The organism is Psychromarinibacter sp. S121 (genome assembly GCF_049801035.1).
Lineage (GTDB): Bacteria > Pseudomonadota > Alphaproteobacteria > Rhodobacterales > Rhodobacteraceae > Psychromarinibacter.
In genome coordinates this window covers 272,791-289,367 of sequence record NZ_JBNAGE010000004.1, presented here as the reverse complement: position 1 = coordinate 289,367, position 16,577 = coordinate 272,791, and the positions used below count along the sequence as shown (strand labels likewise).

General features: G+C 65.9%; 14 protein-coding genes. 8 read left to right on the top strand and 6 right to left on the bottom strand.

Annotation, left to right across the window (positions count from 1 at the left end; genetic code table 11):
- The first annotated feature begins 77 nt into the window (after positions 1-77).
- Genes ACP156_RS19945 through arsB form a run of 4 tightly spaced genes read left to right on the top strand, consistent with a single transcriptional unit; the run spans position 78 to position 4,190 of the window.
- A complete protein-coding gene (locus ACP156_RS19945; protein ID WP_425053131.1) occupies positions 78-923 on the top strand; it encodes a helix-turn-helix domain-containing protein in 846 nt (281 codons plus the stop codon).
- On the top strand, positions 920-1,918 hold the full coding sequence (locus tag ACP156_RS19940) for an ArsJ-associated glyceraldehyde-3-phosphate dehydrogenase (protein ID WP_425053130.1): 999 nt from the start codon (positions 920-922) through the stop codon (positions 1,916-1,918). Before ACP156_RS19945 ends, ACP156_RS19940 begins: the two co-directional genes overlap by 4 nt.
- The gene (gene arsJ, locus ACP156_RS19935) at positions 1,915-3,183 is read left to right on the top strand and encodes an organoarsenical effux MFS transporter ArsJ (protein ID WP_425053129.1); all 1,269 of its coding nucleotides are present in this window, start codon (positions 1,915-1,917) and stop codon (positions 3,181-3,183) included. Before ACP156_RS19940 ends, arsJ begins: the two co-directional genes overlap by 4 nt.
- Positions 3,180-4,190 carry an ACR3 family arsenite efflux transporter gene (gene arsB, locus ACP156_RS19930; RefSeq protein ID WP_425053128.1) on the top strand — a complete coding sequence of 337 codons (1,011 nt, stop codon included), beginning with the start codon at positions 3,180-3,182 and terminating at the stop codon, positions 4,188-4,190. Before arsJ ends, arsB begins: the two co-directional genes overlap by 4 nt.
- Here the strand turns inward: arsB and ACP156_RS19925 are convergent.
- From ACP156_RS19925 to ACP156_RS19905, 5 genes are all read right to left on the bottom strand, one after another.
- The gene (locus ACP156_RS19925; RefSeq protein ID WP_425053127.1) at positions 4,187-5,119 is read right to left on the bottom strand and encodes an L-lactate dehydrogenase; all 933 of its coding nucleotides are present in this window, start codon (positions 5,117-5,119) and stop codon (positions 4,187-4,189) included. The two genes, arsB and ACP156_RS19925, sit on opposite strands and share 4 nt — an antisense overlap.
- 67 nt (positions 5,120-5,186) lie before the next feature.
- A complete protein-coding gene (locus ACP156_RS19920; RefSeq protein WP_425053126.1) occupies positions 5,187-5,801 on the bottom strand; it encodes a lysozyme inhibitor LprI family protein in 615 nt (204 codons plus the stop codon).
- A gap of 41 nt (positions 5,802-5,842) precedes the next feature.
- Positions 5,843-7,165 carry an O-antigen ligase domain-containing protein gene (locus ACP156_RS19915; protein ID WP_425053125.1) on the bottom strand — a complete coding sequence of 441 codons (1,323 nt, stop codon included), beginning with the start codon at positions 7,163-7,165 and terminating at the stop codon, positions 5,843-5,845.
- Positions 7,162-8,631, bottom strand: coding sequence for a GumC family protein (locus tag ACP156_RS19910; protein ID WP_425053124.1), 1,470 nt, complete (start codon positions 8,629-8,631; stop codon positions 7,162-7,164). The genes ACP156_RS19915 and ACP156_RS19910 overlap by 4 nt, the downstream gene beginning before the upstream one ends.
- A 109-nt stretch (positions 8,632-8,740) precedes the next feature.
- Positions 8,741-9,352, bottom strand: a complete 612-nt coding sequence (locus ACP156_RS19905) for a response regulator transcription factor (RefSeq protein ID WP_425053123.1) — start codon at positions 9,350-9,352, stop codon at positions 8,741-8,743.
- Positions 9,353-9,704: 352 nt separating this feature from the next.
- Here ACP156_RS19905 and ACP156_RS19900 point away from each other — a divergent pair, with 352 nt between their 5' ends.
- The 4 genes from ACP156_RS19900 to ACP156_RS19885 all read left to right on the top strand — a co-directional run bounded on the left by ACP156_RS19900 (position 9,705) and on the right by ACP156_RS19885 (position 15,245).
- Positions 9,705-11,111: a WecB/TagA/CpsF family glycosyltransferase gene (locus ACP156_RS19900; protein WP_425053122.1), complete on the top strand. Its 1,407-nt coding sequence runs from the start codon at positions 9,705-9,707 to the stop codon at positions 11,109-11,111.
- Positions 11,112-11,134: 23 nt separating this feature from the next.
- Positions 11,135-12,025 carry a UTP--glucose-1-phosphate uridylyltransferase gene (locus ACP156_RS19895; protein WP_425053121.1) on the top strand — a complete coding sequence of 297 codons (891 nt, stop codon included), beginning with the start codon at positions 11,135-11,137 and terminating at the stop codon, positions 12,023-12,025.
- A 109-nt stretch (positions 12,026-12,134) separates the two neighbouring features.
- Positions 12,135-12,644 carry a molybdopterin-dependent oxidoreductase gene (locus ACP156_RS19890; RefSeq protein ID WP_425053120.1) on the top strand — a complete coding sequence of 170 codons (510 nt, stop codon included), beginning with the start codon at positions 12,135-12,137 and terminating at the stop codon, positions 12,642-12,644.
- Positions 12,645-12,680: 36 nt separating this feature from the next.
- Positions 12,681-15,245 (top strand): ATP-binding protein, encoded by a 2,565-nt coding sequence (locus ACP156_RS19885; protein WP_425053119.1) that lies wholly within the window; start codon positions 12,681-12,683, stop codon positions 15,243-15,245.
- Here ACP156_RS19885 and ACP156_RS19880 read toward each other — a convergent pair.
- Complete coding sequence (locus ACP156_RS19880) at positions 15,242-16,435, bottom strand: polysaccharide biosynthesis/export family protein (protein WP_425053118.1); 1,194 nt, start codon at positions 16,433-16,435, stop codon at positions 15,242-15,244. The two genes, ACP156_RS19885 and ACP156_RS19880, sit on opposite strands and share 4 nt — an antisense overlap.
- Positions 16,436-16,577 lie beyond the last annotated feature (142 nt).

Sequence of the window (16,577 nt, the reverse complement as noted above, 5' to 3'; positions counted from 1 at the left end):
CTGCACCGGCCTTTGCGGCTCGAACCGCGCACATTTCGAGGGTTTTCGAATCAATGTATTTCCGATATTCGCGAAATATGGAAAAAGATGTTCCCAGTCAGCTGACCGCCCTTGGTCACCCGCAGCGCCTTGCGATCTTCCGGTTGCTGATGCGGCGTTATCCCGACGAGGTCCCGGCGGGCGAGATCGCGCAGGTCCTTCAGCTGAAGGCCAGCACGTTGTCGGCCTACCTGAACGCGCTGATGCGCGCCGGTCTGGTCGCGCAAAGCCGGTTGGGGACCTCGTTGCGTTACGCGATCGACATGAAGTCCGTGCAAGGCATGTTCGGCAACCTGATGCTTGATTGCTGTCGCGGGCGCCCCGACCTCTGCCCCCCTGTCAGTTCTGCCGAAATGGAGAAGGCAATGACCAACGCTGACCAGAAATACAACGTCCTGTTCATCTGCACCGGGAACTCTGCCCGATCGATCTTTGCCGAGACGATCCTGCGGGAAACCGCCGGGGACAAATTCAACGCCTATTCGGCCGGCACGCGACCGACGTCCGAGTTGAACCCGTTCGCCGTTGAACTGCTGGAATCGAAGGGCCACGACATCACGCCGCTGCGGTCGAAGAACATTCAGGAGTTCGCGGGCGAAGAGGCGCCGCAACTTGACTTCGTGTTCACCGTTTGCGACCGCGCCGCGAACGAGGAATGCCCGGCATGGGCCGGACAGCCGATCAGCGCGCACTGGAGCACGCCCGACCCGGTCAAGGTCGAAGGCACGGATGCCGAGAAGAGCCTGGCGTTCCAGCACGCCTATGGCGCGCTGCGCAACCGCATCCGCGCGTTCACTGCTTTGCCGATCGGGTCGCTTGACCGGATCTCTTTGCAGGCTGCCGTCGACGACATCGCCCGTGCGGGCGAAGGAGAGACCGCGTGACCGTCTATGCACTGAACGGACTGGGCCGCATGGGCAAACTCGCCCTGCGCCCGCTGCTGGAAAAGGGTGTGCAGATCGCCTGGATCAACGACGCGGTCGGTGATCCGGCGATGCATGCGCACTTGCTGGAATTCGACACCGTACACGGTCGGTGGGACGCCGCCTTTGCATCCGACGATACCTCGATCACCATCGACGGCACGCGTCTTCCGGTGCATTGCGAGAAGAAGATCGAGGACCTGCCGCTGGATGGCGTCGACGTGGTCATCGACTGTACCGGAGTGTTCAAGACCGAGGCCAAGATCGCCCCGTATTTCGCGGCGGGCGTGAAGAAGGTCGTGGTGTCCGCCCCGGTCAAGGACGGTCCGACGGCGAACATCGTGTACGGCGTGAACAACGACGTCTACGATCCCGAGGTGCATAGCATCGTCACCGCGGCAAGCTGCACCACCAATTGCCTTGCCCCGGTGGTAAAGGTGATCCACGAGAATATCGGCATCCGCCACGGTTCCATCACCACGATCCACGACGTGACCAATACGCAGACCATCGTGGACCGGCCCGCCAAGGACCTGCGCCGCGCGCGGTCGGCGCTGAACTCGCTAATCCCGACGACGACCGGCTCTGCCACGGCGATCACGCTGATCTATCCCGAACTCAAGGGCCGGCTGAACGGTCATGCGATCCGGGTGCCGCTGTTGAACGCGTCCATCACCGACTGCGTGTTCGAGGTCGAGCGCGAGACGACCGCCGAAGAGATCAACGCGCTGTTCAGCAAGGCCGCCGAAGGAGAGTTGAAAGGCATCCTTGGATACGAGGAACGGCCGCTCGTCTCGGCCGATTACGTGAACGATGCGCGATCCTCGATCGTCGATGCGCTGTCGACCATGGTGGTGAACGGCACGCAGGTGAAGGTCTACGCGTGGTACGACAACGAGATGGGTTATGCTCACCGGCTGGTGGATGTGGCCCTTATGGTCGGGGACAGCCTGTGACCGACAAGCCGGAAGGTCTTGCGGCCTACGTCGCGGTGACGGCGGCCTATTGGGCGTTCATGCTTACCGACGGCGCGCTGCGGATGCTGGTGCTTTTGCACTTTCACACGCTGGGCTTCTCGCCGGTGCAACTGGCCTATCTGTTCGTCCTGTACGAGATCGCGGGGATGGTCACCAACCTCTCTGCCGGCTGGATCGCGGCGCGGTTCGGTCTGACCGCGACGCTTTATGCCGGGCTCGGGGTACAGGTGCTGGCGCTGCTGGCCCTGTCGCAACTCGACCCGGCATGGACGGTCGGCGCCTCGGTGGCCTTCGTGATGCTGGTGCAGGGGGCGTCGGGCGTGGCGAAGGACCTCGCCAAGATGTCCTCGAAATCGGCGGTCAAACTGCTAGCGCCGAAAGAGGGTGGCGGGCTGTTCCGCTGGGTCGCGGTGCTGACCGGGTCGAAGAACGCTGTGAAGGGGCTGGGCTTCCTGCTGGGGGCGGCGCTGCTGGCGACGGCGGGCTTCGTCTGGTCGGTGCTGGCAATGGCGGCGGTGCTGGCGGCGATCCTTGTCGCAGTGCTGATCGCCATGCCCTCGGGCCTGCCCAAGGGACGCAAGGGGGCGAAATTCTCGGAAGTGTTCTCGAAATCCGCGAACGTGAACTGGCTGTCGGCGTCACGGGTGTTCCTGTTCGGGGCACGGGACGTTTGGTTCGTCGTGGGTATTCCGATTTACTTCTACGCCGTCCTGTCGGACGGCAGCGAAGAGGGCAACCGAGCGGCCTTCTTCATGATCGGCACCTTCATGGCGGTCTGGGTGATCCTATATGGTTTCGTGCAGGCCTCTGCGCCACGGCTGCTGCGCGCCAAGTCGCGACCGGAGGGCGAGTTGGTCCAAGCGGCGCGCGGCTGGGCATGGGCGCTGTCGGTTGTGCCCGCCGCGATGACCCTTGCCGTGATGATGTCGCCGGGGCCGGCGCCGTGGCTGACGGCCACGCTTGTGGCCGGGCTTCTGGCCTTCGGCGCGATTTTCGCGGTGAACTCTTCCCTGCATTCCTACCTGATCCTCGCCTTCACACGGGACGAGCGGGTCACGATGGATGTCGGGTTCTACTACATGGCGAACGCAGGCGGCCGGTTGATCGGCACTGTCCTGTCCGGCCTCACCTATCAATTGGGCGGACTGGCCTTGTGCCTTGGCACCGCGGCGGTAATGGTCGCCCTCAGCGCGCTGGCCTCGGGCCGGCTGCGCCCGGAAGAAAGACAGGAAGTCCCGGCTTGAGCATATTCGAACGTTATCTAAGCCTGTGGATCGCTCTGGCGATCGTCGCAGGCATCATCCTTGGTGCGGCCCTGCCCGGCGTCGTACAGGCCATCGCGGCGGCCGAGGTCGCAAGCGTCAATCTTGTTGTGGCCGTCCTGATCTGGGCGATGGTCTATCCGATGATGGTCGGAGTCGAGCCCAACGCGCTGAACGGCGTGTTGCGACAGCCGAAAGGTCTGCTGATCACCCTGGTGGTCAACTGGCTGATCAAGCCGTTCACCATGGCCGCGCTTGCCGTTCTGTTCTTCGAGGTGGTGTTCCGCCCGTGGATCGCGCCCGAAGACGCGCAGCAATACATCGCGGGTCTGATCCTGCTGGGCGCCGCGCCCTGTACCGCGATGGTCTTCGTCTGGTCCCAGCTGACCAAGGGCGACGAGGGCTATACCTTGCTTCAGGTCTCGGTGAACGACCTCGTGATGGTCGTGGCCTTCGCGCCGATCGTCGCGTTCCTGCTGGGCGTCACCGACATTGTGGTTCCGTGGTCGACGCTGATCCTGTCGGTGGTCCTGTTCGTCGCGCTGCCGCTGGCGGCGGGTATCTGGACCCGGCGTCGGCTGGGCAGCGAGGCGCGGATCGAGGCGTTCCGGGATAAGGTGAAACCGTGGTCGGTGATCGGGCTGATCGCGACGGTCGTCATCCTGTTCGGCTTGCAGGGGCAGGTCATTCTCGACCGCCCGATGGTCATTGTGCTGATCGCCGTGCCGATCCTGATCCAAAGCTATGGGATCTTCGCAGTGGCCTATGCCGCGGCCTTCGCGATGAAGGTGCCACACCGCATCGCTGCGCCCTGTGCCCTGATCGGAACGTCGAACTTTTTCGAACTCGCCGTGGCGGTCGCAATCAGCCTGTTCGGCCTGAACTCGGGCGCGGCGCTGGCCACCGTCGTCGGCGTACTGGTCGAGGTGCCGGTGATGCTGTCGCTGGTTGCTTTCGCGAACCGGACGCGGGCGCGGTTCCCGGCCTAGCCCTTAAGCTGCGAGGCGGTTTCCTTCAGCGTCTCGGCAGAGGCGCGGAGGGCGTCCGCCTCGCCGGACTCCAGCGCGGGCATCAGCGTGTGAAGCACGCCCGCCGCGCCGACGACGCGGGGCAGGGACAGGGCCACGTCCTTGACCCCCTGCACCTCGGGCGTGACGATCGAGACGGACAGAACCGTCCGCTGGTCGTCGCGCACCGCCTGAACGATCCGCGCCAGTCCCGCGCCGATGCCGTACCACGTGGCGCCCTTCCCCTCGATGATCTTGTAGGCGGCGCGGCGAACGCCCTCGTCGATCTTTGCCTTCACGGCTTCGGTCAGCGGGCGTCCGACCTGTGTGGCGAAGCCGTCGACCGTTTCGGACCCCGCCCGCGCCGACCGCCATGCCAGCACCTCGGAGTCGCCGTGCTCTCCCAGCACATAGGCATGCACCGACTGCGCGGCGATCCCTAGATGGCCCCCCAGCAAGCTGCGAAACCGGGCGGTGTCGAGGATCGTGCCCGACCCGATCACCCGCGCGGGGTCAAGGCCGGAGATCCGCAGCGAGACTTCGGTCATGATGTCCACCGGGTTCGAAGCGACAAGCAGCATCGCGTCGGGCGCTGCCTTCAGCACGCCCTCGATCACCTTGGCGAAGACATCGGCGTTGCGCGCCAGCAGGCTTAACCGGCTTTCGCCCGGCTTCTGCGCCACGCCCGCCGACAGGATGACGATCCCCGCGCCTTCAAGCGCCTCGTATCCGCCGGCGCTGACCTGACAGGGATGGGCGAACGGCACGGCATGGGCGACGTCTTCGGCCTGTGCCACGGCGAGCGCTTCGTTCAGGTCGACGAAGACCACTTCGCTTGCCCCGCCGCGCAGGGCCAGCGCATAGCCCGCCGCCGACCCGACCATGCCCGCACCCACGATACCGACCTTCATGCCTGCCTCCGTTGCCATGTTTCCATGGCAGGCTTGCATGGATCGGCAGGTCTGAACAGGGCGAAGCCTAGTTCGCCACGGTACAGGTCATTTCCGTGCCATCCGGATCGGGCTCGCGATAGGTCGCCTCGTCGCCCTTGATCCAGATATACCGCCCGAAGCTGCCATCATACCGAGAGCCGGACGCGGTCTCTGACAACATGCCGGTGTCGATCGAATCGCCGCGCTCGAAACGGATGCTGGGCAGGGCCGTGTCGAAGTACATGGTCACGACCTCGTTCGCCGGGTTTCCCTGACATTGCCAGAAGGTCGTGCCGGTCGGCTCTTCAAGGATGAACTGCGTCACCAGCTCCGCCTCGCGCCGTTGGTATTCGTACTCGACGCAGGCGCGCAGGTCGTCCGCCTTCCAGCAGTCGTCGCGGCCCTTGATCCACCCGCGCTGGTAGGCTTTCAGGTTGGCCTCTGCCTCCTCGGCGCCGAAGTCCAGATTGCGCGCGGCCTCAAGGGCAGCGGCGTATCGTTCGGCGATCAGCCGGTCGAGCGCGGCAAGATCCGCGTCGGCGCAGACAAGCTCTTCGGCAGAGCTTTGTGCCTTGGAGCAATCGAAAGAGGGACCTTCCTGCGCGGCCAGCGGCAAGGCGGGCAGGGCAAGAGCGACACACAGGGCGTATGGAATACGCATGGGGTTCACCATCGTGTGGTTAAGGGTGCCGCTAAGTCTGTTCAGTTCGCCGCACAAGGCAACATCTTTCCGGTCGCGGTCCGCTGTCGGCTGTCCTGCGCGACCTCTGCCGCGTGGATGCCAAGGATCATCAATCCGGGCCACAGCATGTAAGCCTCGATCTCGATATTCTCGCCGAAGGACAGAAGGATCATGGTCATCACGATGCCCAGAGGCAGGTGCCCGCGTTTCGACCGCGTGGCGTCGACCAGCGCGATCAGCGTCTGCCAGACCAGCGGCACCAGCAGCGCCAGCATTCCCACCAGACCCTTCACGAACAAAAGCCCCCACCACGTGTGGTGACTGCCGATGGGCATGTATTCCACCAGATGCGGGCCGGGATGCACGGTGCCATGGCCGAACCAGAACGCCTCGTTCCGCCAGCGCTCGCCCGCGATCCGCTGCAACGTCTCGCGGACGCGGGTGCTGTCGGCCCGTGCGCCCTTGAAGGTGGCGACCGCGTCTTTCGCGGCCTGCGCCAACGCCGCGCCGATCACGGCAAGCGACGCGGTCGCGGCAGCCAGAGCCTTCCACGCCCAGCCGCGCAGGATCAACGGCAGCAGACGGGGGCCGACGGTGCAGGCGACCAGTCCGACCAGCCCCATGCGGGATTTCGAGAACAGGATCATCGCGGCGCCTGCGGCAAGTCCGATGCTGCGCCAGCGGATGTTCTTCTCTTCCAGCGCGAAGCAGACCTGCACCACGCCCAGCAGCGCGGCAAAGGGAGACCACGGCGCGTAGAACTGCCAGCGCGGCGTCCAGCTGGCCGGGTCCCACGTGAAGAAATAGACCGAGAAGTATTCGGGCCCCGGGCCTCCGACCGCCTTCAGCGGCGAGGTGAAGATCTTCTCGGGAAGCCCGGCATAGGGCGCGGCGACGAGGATCGGCAAAAGCGCCAGCGTCCAAAGCCCGATGATGCACTGACCGCGGACAAGGATCTCGCGCCGGATCGGCAGCACCGCGCCCACGAAGGGGAACAGCGCCAGCAGCGCCCAGCCCTTGGCCCAGCCGATCGAGGACTTGATCGTCTGTTTCAGGCCCAAACCCCAGTCAACGTGCCCGACCCACAGCGCCACCAGCATCACCGCCATCCCGGCGATCCATGCCCAGACGACCGGCGGGATCGTTCCGCGCGGGCGAAGATCGGGGCGGATCGCTTTGCCAAGGTATAGCGACAGCGCCGCCAATCCCCCCAGCACCCACGCCAGCACCGGGCCTACGACGTACAGCGCGCCGACGAAGTAGAAGGGCCAGGTCAGGCGCAGCGTCTTCAGCACCAGCGCCTCTGCCGGGTTCTGCGGCGCGATGTCGGCGGCGCGGCTCATTCGGCGGGGACCATCACAAGATCGTCGTCGCCCTTGGTCAGCAGGCGGTCGATCAGCGGGCGGCGGATCCAGCCCAGCGTCAGGCCGACCAACAGAAAGAACGTGGCGGCGATCCCGGCGGCAACGGCCAGCTTGCGCTTGGGCGAGGTCGGGTCGACCGGCAGGCTTGGATCTTCCAGCACCTGAACCAGCGGGTACGAGGCATAAAGGTCGGTTTTGGTGGTCTGCGTCCGCGCCATCGCAGAGGCGAAGACGGCCTCGGCCACGGCGAAGTCGCGTTGCAGATCCTCCAGCCGGGCGGCCGGTTCGATCAGTTCGACGCGCCGGGCCTCGGCTGTCTGAAGGCGGGCCGTCAAAGCTTCAAGCTCTGCAGCCAGACCGGCGCGCTGGGCCTCGTAGGTGACAAGATCGCTTAGCAGCGCGGCGCGGTTGCCGACGTGGGACAGGTCCAGCGCCGACAGTTCCGTGTCGGTCAGCCCGGTCAGCATGGCGGCGCGGCGATGCGCCTCTGCGCTGGCGGCTTCGTGCCCCTCGCGAGCGGTCAGCACCTCGGGGTGCGCCTCGCCGTATTTCGAACGGGCCTGTGACAGGTCGGCGGCGCGTTCGGACATTTCCTTCACCAGTGCGGCGAACTCGATGTCGGCATGCAAACGCAGCGCGGCTGCGGCAAGGCGCGGGGTCAGGCCCAGCGACGTCTCCAGCGCCCGCACGGCGTTGGCGCGTTCTTCCAGCTTCACGCCAAGGTCGCGGACCCGCTGCGCCAGCGCGTCGGTCTCGGCGACCAGCGCTTCGTATTGGGTGGTCGAGATCAGGCCGTTCTCGCGTTGCAGGCGAGAAATCTCCTCGCGCGTGGCGAGGACAGAGTTGCGGTATTCCTCGATCGCGGTGCTTGCGCTGGCCTCGCGTGTCGTCGCCTCGTCGGTGCGCAGGGCCTCGATTTCAGCGAAGAACGTGGCCAGCAGCGCCTCGCCCCGCGCGCGGGCGTCGTCCGGGGCGCCACCGACGATGGACACGTGGATCAGCCCGGTCTGATCGACCAGTTCAACGCGCGGCTGGCCGAAGTCGCGCCGGTGCATCGACATGGTCTCGGCCGCGGCGGCGACGATGCGTTCGGCAGCCAGCAGGCGCTTGTAGGTCTCTGTCGGGCTGACCGACGAACTGGCGAAGGGAGAGTTCGCGAAGGACGACGCCTGCCCGATGCTGTCGAGGTTTACCGAGGCCGACGCGCCCGAGCCGGGCAGGATCAGCGAGAACGACGAGGTGTACTTCAGCGGCGCCGTCGACAGGTAGCCGTAGATCGGAGCCCAGATGCAGGCCGCGCCAACCGCGAAGATCCCGGCGTATCGGGGCAGGCGGCCAAGGTCGCCCAGCCGTCCGCCGCGCAACAGGCGGGCAAAGGAAAGCTGGCGCAGCGGCAGCCGCATGAGGGCGGGAACTTTTAGGGCTTTTGGGGCAATCTTGGGCATGGGCAAATCTCCTTGCCCGTGTCCTATCTTCTACCGCGCGCGGAAGCTTCTGCGCGGCCGGATCGCCTTTGGTCGAATTGGTGCAGGTCGGCCTATCCGGACGGATAGTTCAGAACAGACCCTCGTCCTTCGCGATCATCGCTGCCTGTGTCCGGTTGGCGGCGCCGATCTTGCGGTACAGCGTCTTGACGTGCAGCTTCACCGTCGGCTCCCGGATATCGAGGTCGCGGGCGATTTCCTTGTTCGACTTGCCCTCGGTCAAACCCTTCAGAACGTCGTGTTCGCGCCGGGACAGCTTTTCTGCCAGCGGGTGCGTGGGTTCGTCCTCGGCGGCGCGCATGAAATCGAGCGGAGCGTACTGCTCGCCCATCGCCATGAACCGGATCGCGTTGACCAGCGAGCGGGCGGACAGGGTCTTGGGAAGGAACCCGGCGGCGCCCGCGGCCAGCGCGGCCTCGGCGACCTCGCGGCTTGCGGTGCCCGAGATCAGCGCGACACGGTGGCCGCCGTCCATGCCAAGCACCCGTTCCAGACCGCCCAGGCCGTTCATGCCGGGCATCGTGTAGTCCAGCAGCACAAGGTCATAGGGCGTCGCGGCGACCTTGCCGGCGGCCTCTTCGAGGTTGGTGGCGGTGTCCGTTTCGATGCCGTCCTCGGAATCGAAGAACATCACGAGGGTATCGCGCAGCAGATCGTGATCGTCAGCGATGAGTATGCGCATTGGTCCTCCAAACTCGTCTCAACCGATGGTGCAGACGCCCTGATGCAAGTCCTACCAGAAAAGCCCGGCACTTATAATCTTCAGGTTGTCCGCATCCGAAATCACTTCGGAAATCGGACAATTCTTACACCACGTAACTGCGGCGAATGAAGGGCAATACCGGTTAACGCACCCATCCGTTCGGATAGCCGCTGGCTGTCCGCGCGGATCGTCTTCATGCCGGTCGGGCAGCGGATTCCCTCGATAGAACAATGGTTAATACGACCGAGGGCGTCACCTGTCCGGCCGTTTCGTTGCTGTGAAAGGGGCGCGTCGGGCAAGCCAGGGGCAGACAAATTGAAGGACTGCGCCCATGACTTTCGCTCATCACGCCCTTGCCGGTTTCGCTGACCGCCGTACCGCTTCCGCCCTGTCCGCTCCCGTCCGCGGGATCGACAAGATCAACCTGTTCGGCCTCGACGTCGTGTCCGCCGACGCGCAAAGCGTCATAGACGAACTGCTGGTTCCCGGACGCCGCAGCCGCGTGGCGTTTCTGAACGCGCACTGTGCGAATGTCGCCCGCCGCGATGCCGCTTACTACGATGCGCTTGCGACGGCGGACATGGTGCTGCCGGACGGCATCGGCGTGGAACTCGCTGGCAAGATGCAGGGCCGCCGGTTCGTCGCGAACCTGAACGGCACCGATTTCACCCCGGCGCTGCTGCGTCAGGCGGCGACGCGGGGTCTGACCGTGTTTCTGCTGGGCGGTCAGCCGGGCGTCGCAGATGCTGCGGCCGACACCCTGTGCCTGAAGATCCCGGGTCTGCGTGTCGTCGGCACGCGCGACGGGTTCGGCGGCATGGCCAACGACCGCGCCGCGATCGCTGCGATCAACGCGGCGCAGCCGGACATCCTGCTGGTCGCGATGGGTGTGCCGAAGCAGGATCTTTGGCTTGCGCGCAACGCGCACCGGCTGGACGCCCGGATCACCCTGGGCGTCGGCGCGCTGTTCGATTTCCTTGCGGGCCGCGTTGCGCGCGCGCCGCTTGCCGTGCGCAAGGCCAAGTGCGAATGGATCTGGCGGCTGGCGATGGAGCCGCGCCGAATGGCGGGCCGTTACGTCGTCGGCAACGCAACCTTCCTGGCGCACGCGGCGAAAGCGGCGGCAGGCAAGGCGGATCGCGACATGATCCTGCGGCGGATGCTGGACCTCGGTTTCGCCGGTTCCGCGCTGGTGATGCTCGCGCCGCTGCTTCTGCTGCTGGTTCTTGCGATCAAGCTCGACAGCCGTGGGCCGGTGCTGTTTCGCCAGACGCGTGTTGGCAAGGACGGCACGCCGTTCACGATGTTCAAGTTCCGGTCGATGCAGATCGACGCCGAGGCGCGCCGCGCTGCGCTGCTGGCGCAGTCGGACCGCGAAGGCGTTTGCTTCAAGTCGCGCAACGATCCGCGCGTCACCCGCGTCGGGCGCCTGCTGCGCCGGTTCTCGATCGACGAACTGCCGCAGATTCTGAACGTGCTGCGCGGCGAGATGTCGATTGTCGGCCCGCGTCCGGCGCTGCCGGAAGAGGTCGCGGCCTATCCGGCTCGCGCTTTGGGCCGTCTTGCGGTGCGGCCTGGCCTCACCGGCGTCTGGCAGGTGTCGGGGCGGGCCGAGATCGGGTTCGACAAGATGATCGACATGGACCTTGCCTATGCCCGCTCGCGCACCGTCCTGCTGGACCTGCTTCTGATCACCATGACTTTCCGCGCCGTTCTTGGCGGCCGCGGCGCCTACTGACCATCAACTCAAGGAGATTTGAAATGACCCATGTGAAAGTTGCCGTTTTCCCCGTCGCCGGACTTGGCACTCGCTTCCTGCCCGCGACCAAGTCGGTTCCGAAAGAGATGCTTCCCTTGGTGGACCGGCCCCTGATCGAATACGCCGTCGACGAGGCGCGCGAAGCCGGGATCGAAGAGTTCGTGTTCATCACCTCTGAAGGCAAGGCGGCGCTGGAAAGCCACTTCGATCCGGCGCCCGAGCTGGAGGCGCGGCTGGAACAGGCCGGCAAGACCGGCCCGCTGAACGCGATCCGCCACGGTTGTCTGCCGCCCCGGTGCCGCAGCTTCATCCGGCAGGACGCTCCGCTGGGTCTGGGCCATGCCGTCGGTCTTGCGGCCAAGGCTGTCGGCAACCGCCCCTTCGCGGTGCTGCTGCCCGACGACGTGATCAGCGCGCCGAAAGGGTGCCTGTCGCAGATGGTCGAGGCGCACGCCCGCTCGGGCGGCCACCTTGTCGCCGCGATGGAGGTCGCGCCGCAGGCGGTGAAGTCCTACGGCATCCTCGACGTGTCCTCGCAGCAGGGCCGCGTCGCGCGGGCGCGCGGGCTGGTCGAGAAGCCCGCCCCGGAAGATGCGCCGTCGCGGCTTGCCGTGGTGGGCCGCTACATCCTCGATCCGGTGGTCTTCGAGCGGCTGCGCTCGCTTGCGCCGGGCGCTGGGGGCGAGATCCAGCTCACCGATGCGATCACGGCGGATGCCGGGCGGATGCCGGTCTCGGGCTTCCGGTTCGAGGGTGAGCGGTTCGACTGCGGCTCGGTCCCCGGGTTTCTTCAGGCGAACATCGCCTTCGCGCAGGACCGCGCGGATCTGCGGGCAGAGGTCGACGCAGCGCTGCATCAAGCCGCTCCGGTGCCCCTGCGCAGCGTGGCCTGACACGTGGCTCCTATCCGAACGGATAGGGGCGTACTTCCGATGCCCAAGTGTGCCGCAACGCGTTTTGTGGCACACATGGTGCACAAGCCAGCCCCCGAGGAGGACTTCCATGCTTTCCTTTCTGACCCGCGCGATCCTTGCTGTGACCGTTCTTCTGCCGGTTGCGGCGGTCGCTCAGGACCTGCCGTCGCCCGAGGGAGAGGTGATCCTCACCGTCTCGGGCGCGATTGCAAACACCAACGACGGCGACACCGCCACCTTCGACCTTGCGATGCTCGAGGCGATGGAGACGGTCACCGTCGAGACCACGACCATCTGGACCGAAGGCGAGCAGACCTTCACCGGCGTTCCGCTCGGCGCGCTGATGGAAGCGGTCGGTGCCGAAAGCGCGATGCTGAACGCTACCGCGATCAACGATTACTCGGTCGAGATTCCGGCCGAGGATTGGGTCGAGGGGGGCGCCATCGTTGCCTACATGAACAATGGCGAGGCGATGTCGGTCCGCGACAAGGGCCCGCTTTGGGTGGTCTACCCCTTCGACGACGACGCAAAGTATCAGACCGAAGTCACCTACTCGCGCAGCATCTGGCAACTCGACCGGATCGTCGTCGCGGAGTAATCCATACAGAATGGCCAACCCGTTTCGGAGCGCCACGTGGCAGTGACAGGCACGACAGAGCAGTTGGGGAGGCCGTGGCGTCGGAGGGGCGCCACGGTCTTCGCGCTTGCGTGCTGCATCGGCATGATCGCGTTCATGGCGTGGGTGCTTCTGCGCGAGATCGAAGAGGTCTCGACCGCGAATTCCGACAACCTGCAATGGAGCCTTGCCCAGGCGGACGTGGAGTTCCTGCGGTTCGAACTGGCGATGCAGCGGGCACAGGTCGATCCGACACGCGTCGACCAGGTGCGGCGGCGGTTCGACATCTTCTACAGCCGCATGGACACCATCGAGAACGGCATCGTGTTCCGCGCGCTGCGCCGCGATCCGACCTACGATGAACCCCGCGCAATCGTCCGCGCGTTCCTGCAAGACGCGATCCCGCTGATCGACGGCGACGATAAGACCCTGATCGCGGCGCTGCCGGATCTGTCGGAGCGGGCGCAGGCGGTTTCGGACGAAGTCCGGCGCTTCTCGCTTGCGGGTCTGGCGGCTTTTGCCGAGGTCTCGGATGCACGGCGCGAGGACCTGGTCCGCACGCTGATCCTGCTGGCTATCGTGCTGGGGGCACTGCTGGGCGGTCTGGTGCTTGTCGCGCTCGCGATGTTCCGGCTGTCGCAGATTGCGATCCGCCGCTCGGACGAGGTGCGGCGCACGTCCGCGCGGATGCGCACGATTGTCGAGACGTCGCAGGACGCGATCATCGTGGCGAACACGCGCGGGCTGATCCTTGAATTCAACCCGGCGGCCCAAGAGATCTTCGAGATTCCGCGCGAAGAGGCTTTGGGCGAACGGCTGGCGGAACTGGTGCTGCCTGAACGGTCCCGAAGCAAGGCGCGGGATACGTATTTTCGGTTCATGAATGACGGCAGCCGCGACGGCACCGGTGCGTTGCAATTCGAGGTGACGGCCAAGACGCGTGGGGGCCGCGAGTTTCCTGCCGAGGTCGCCGTAAACCATGCCGAGGACGCAAGCGGGCGGCAGGTCCACGTCGTGTACATGCGCGACATCTCGCGCCGCCGCGCCGCCGAGAACAACCTGACCGAAGCCCGCGACCGCGCGCTTGCCGGTGAGCGGGCAAAGGCGGAATTTCTTGCCGTTATGAGCCACGAGATGCGGACGCCGCTGAACGGGCTTCTGGGATCGATGCAGCTGATGCGGGACCAGGACGTGTCAGACCGGCAGCAGGAACTGCTGAGCCGGATGGAGTTCTCGGGCCGACTTCTGCTGTCGCTGGTGAACGATGTGCTCGATCTTGCGAAATACGAGGCGGGGCGCATCGACATCGTCCGCAAGCCGTACTCGGTGCCGCGCCTGCTGGATGGCGTGATCGAGACGACCGCACCGTTGGCGTCCAAGAACGGGAACGTGCTGGAATGGCGGTGGGAAGGCACGCCGGCAGAGGGCGCGGTGGGCGATCCGCGCCGATTGCGGCAGGTGCTTTTGAACCTTGTGGGCAACGCGGTGAAGTTCACGCGTTCAGGGACGGTCGAGATCGAGGCAGAGGTCGTCGGAACCGCCGATCCGCAGCTGGAATTCCGCGTCATCGACAGCGGCGTCGGTATCGCGTCAGAGGATCTGGACCGCATTTTCCGCGACTTCGAAACGCTCGATTCATCTTATGCACGGCAAGCCGGCGGCACCGGCCTTGGCCTTGGTATCGCGCGCCGCTTCGCCAAGCTGATGGGTGGAGAAATCGGCGTAGAAAGCGAGCCGGGGGAGGGGAGCCTGTTCTGGCTGCGCCTGCCGTTCGAGCCTGTCGACCTGTCCGAGCCAGAGCAGACCGGCACCAAGGCCGAACCCGCCCCTTCGATCCGGCCGCTGGACATACTGCTGGTCGAGGACAACGAGATCAACCGGCTGGTGGCGCGTGAAATCCTTGAAGCAGACGGGCACTCGGTCACCGAGGCCGTCAACGGGCGCGCCGGGGTCGAATGGGCGAATGCCAGACGCTTCGATGCCATCCTGATGGATGTTTCGATGCCGGTGATGGACGGGCCGGAAGCGGCGCGGACGATCCGGTCGGGCACAGGCCCGTCGGCAGCGACGCCGATCATCGCCGTTACCGCGCACGCGCTTCCCGAGGAAATCGCAGAGTTCCGGAAGGCGGGCATGCCCCACTGTGTCAGCAAGCCGCTCGACCGCAATGTGCTGCAACAGACACTGGCCGAGGTTGCTGGCGCTGCGCCGCCGGTGGCCGAGCCTGTCGCGGCTGTGGCGCCAGAAGCCAAGGACGACCCGCTGCTCGACGCCGAGAACCTTGCACGCTTCGCAAGTGGCAAGTCCACGGGGCTTCTCGACCGCAGCGTCGCCGAGATCAACTGGGACATTGACCGCATCGCCGAGGCGACGCTGGCCCCGACCGATCTGCAGCAAGTGGTCCACAAATGCGCGGGCACCTGCGGCGTTTTCGGTTTTACCGCTTTGCGCAGCGCGCTTGCCGCCGTCGAGACGGATCTCAAGCGCGAAACGGCTGTCGAGCCGGAAAGGCTGGCCGCCTTGGCCGTGCTGTGGGAAGAGACCCGCGAGGCCCTGCAGGACTGGCGCGCGGCACAGCCCTAGGGGATCGCGACCGCCAGTCCGACCAGACCCACGACTTTCGCGATCTCGGACAGGTTGGTGACGCCGCTGTCGTAGCAGGCGATGGCGTCGCCGGGCAGCAGGTAGGGGTCATAGTCGTCGCGGTCCGCGCGCTGGCGCATCACCTCGACCTTGCGTTCGATCACCACCGACACATCCGTCATCGGGTTGCGCGAGAACAGCGCCGCCGAGCGGTCGGCGCTGGTGGCCCGCGCGCCGCCGACGCAGTTGGCGTCGATCACGGCCTGTGTGAACCGGGTACCATAGGGCACTTCGCGCACGGTCTGTCCAATGGCCGAGGGCGCGTTGCCTGTGGCGGGCACGGTGAGGTTCGACAGGTACAGCGAGATGCCCGGCGGGCTGATCGGGCTGGGGACCATCAGGTCGTCCTGAAAGCAATGGCGCGACGGTACGAACAACTCGTCTCCGCCGATCATCAGCACGTCGTCGAAGCCAAACCCTTTCAGCGCGGCGCGCAGGTCCAGCGTGTAGGTCACACCGTTCCGCGTCAGTTGCACGGCGGACAGGTCCGCGTCGGGCCGGATGCCACCGGCATTGCGCAGGGCGACGGTCAGGTTCCGCGTCTCGGTCGACGCGCCAAGCGCGGCCTGCCGCAGGGTGTCGACCTGATCGCCGGGCACGCCGCCGATGGTGACGGTCTGCGGCTCGAACACCGCGCCGGACACGGCCACGCGCACCGGCGCGAAGTCTTTCACCAGAAGCGAGACCGAAGGCGTCGTGGTGTAGTAGCCGCCGGAGATCAGCGCCGAGACGGCGTCGTTGATGACCTGTTGCGTCGTGCGCCCCTGCGCCGGGATCGGCGCGATGAACGGCAGCTTCAGCGTGCCATCGCGCGAGATGACGTAGTCGCCGGAAAAGGTGTCGTCGCCGGGCAGCAGAAGCTCCACCAGATCGCCGCGCGACAGGACCTCGCCGCGCAGGGCTTCGGGCAGATAGCCACCGTAGCTGCCCTTGGTGCCGGTGGGGGAGTCGCCGCCGTAGGGTTTGCATTTCGACGCGTTCATCTGCGGAGAGACCAGAACCGTCGAAACCGCGTCGCGGGTCGTGTCGATATCGCGGTACTGCGCCTGATAGGCGCCGCCGACCGAGGCCGGCTCGATGTTGGATGCGTCCCGCGGCGTCGCGCAGGCCGAAGCCATCAACAGCGACATGACGCTTAGTCCAAGGTGGCCTCTGCGGGCAATCATCACGCGCGCCCCGGCGATTTACGACAACTTCGGTCCTGAATAGCGCGGGGCAGAGTCACCGGTCCATCCCTTCGCGGGGATCGGCCGCTAATCCAATCGGATAGGT

What these genes read in the sequence shown, in the direction of transcription:
- ACP156_RS19945 (WP_425053131.1), top strand. Translation starts at nt 78, where the DNA reads ATGGAAAAAGATGTTCCCAGTCAGCTGACCGCCCTTGGTCACCCGCAG.
- ACP156_RS19925 (WP_425053127.1), bottom strand. Translation starts at nt 5,119, where the DNA reads ATGAAGGTCGGTATCGTGGGTGCGGGCATGGTCGGGTCGGCGGCGGGC.
- ACP156_RS19920 (WP_425053126.1), bottom strand. Translation starts at nt 5,801, where the DNA reads ATGCGTATTCCATACGCCCTGTGTGTCGCTCTTGCCCTGCCCGCCTTG.
- ACP156_RS19915 (WP_425053125.1), bottom strand. Translation starts at nt 7,165, where the DNA reads ATGAGCCGCGCCGCCGACATCGCGCCGCAGAACCCGGCAGAGGCGCTG.
- ACP156_RS19910 (WP_425053124.1), bottom strand. Translation starts at nt 8,631, where the DNA reads ATGCCCAAGATTGCCCCAAAAGCCCTAAAAGTTCCCGCCCTCATGCGG.
- ACP156_RS19905 (WP_425053123.1), bottom strand. Translation starts at nt 9,352, where the DNA reads ATGCGCATACTCATCGCTGACGATCACGATCTGCTGCGCGATACCCTC.
- ACP156_RS19900 (WP_425053122.1), top strand. Translation starts at nt 9,705, where the DNA reads ATGACTTTCGCTCATCACGCCCTTGCCGGTTTCGCTGACCGCCGTACC.
- ACP156_RS19895 (WP_425053121.1), top strand. Translation starts at nt 11,135, where the DNA reads ATGACCCATGTGAAAGTTGCCGTTTTCCCCGTCGCCGGACTTGGCACT.
- ACP156_RS19890 (WP_425053120.1), top strand. Translation starts at nt 12,135, where the DNA reads ATGCTTTCCTTTCTGACCCGCGCGATCCTTGCTGTGACCGTTCTTCTG.
- ACP156_RS19880 (WP_425053118.1), bottom strand. Translation starts at nt 16,435, where the DNA reads ATGTCGCTGTTGATGGCTTCGGCCTGCGCGACGCCGCGGGACGCATCC.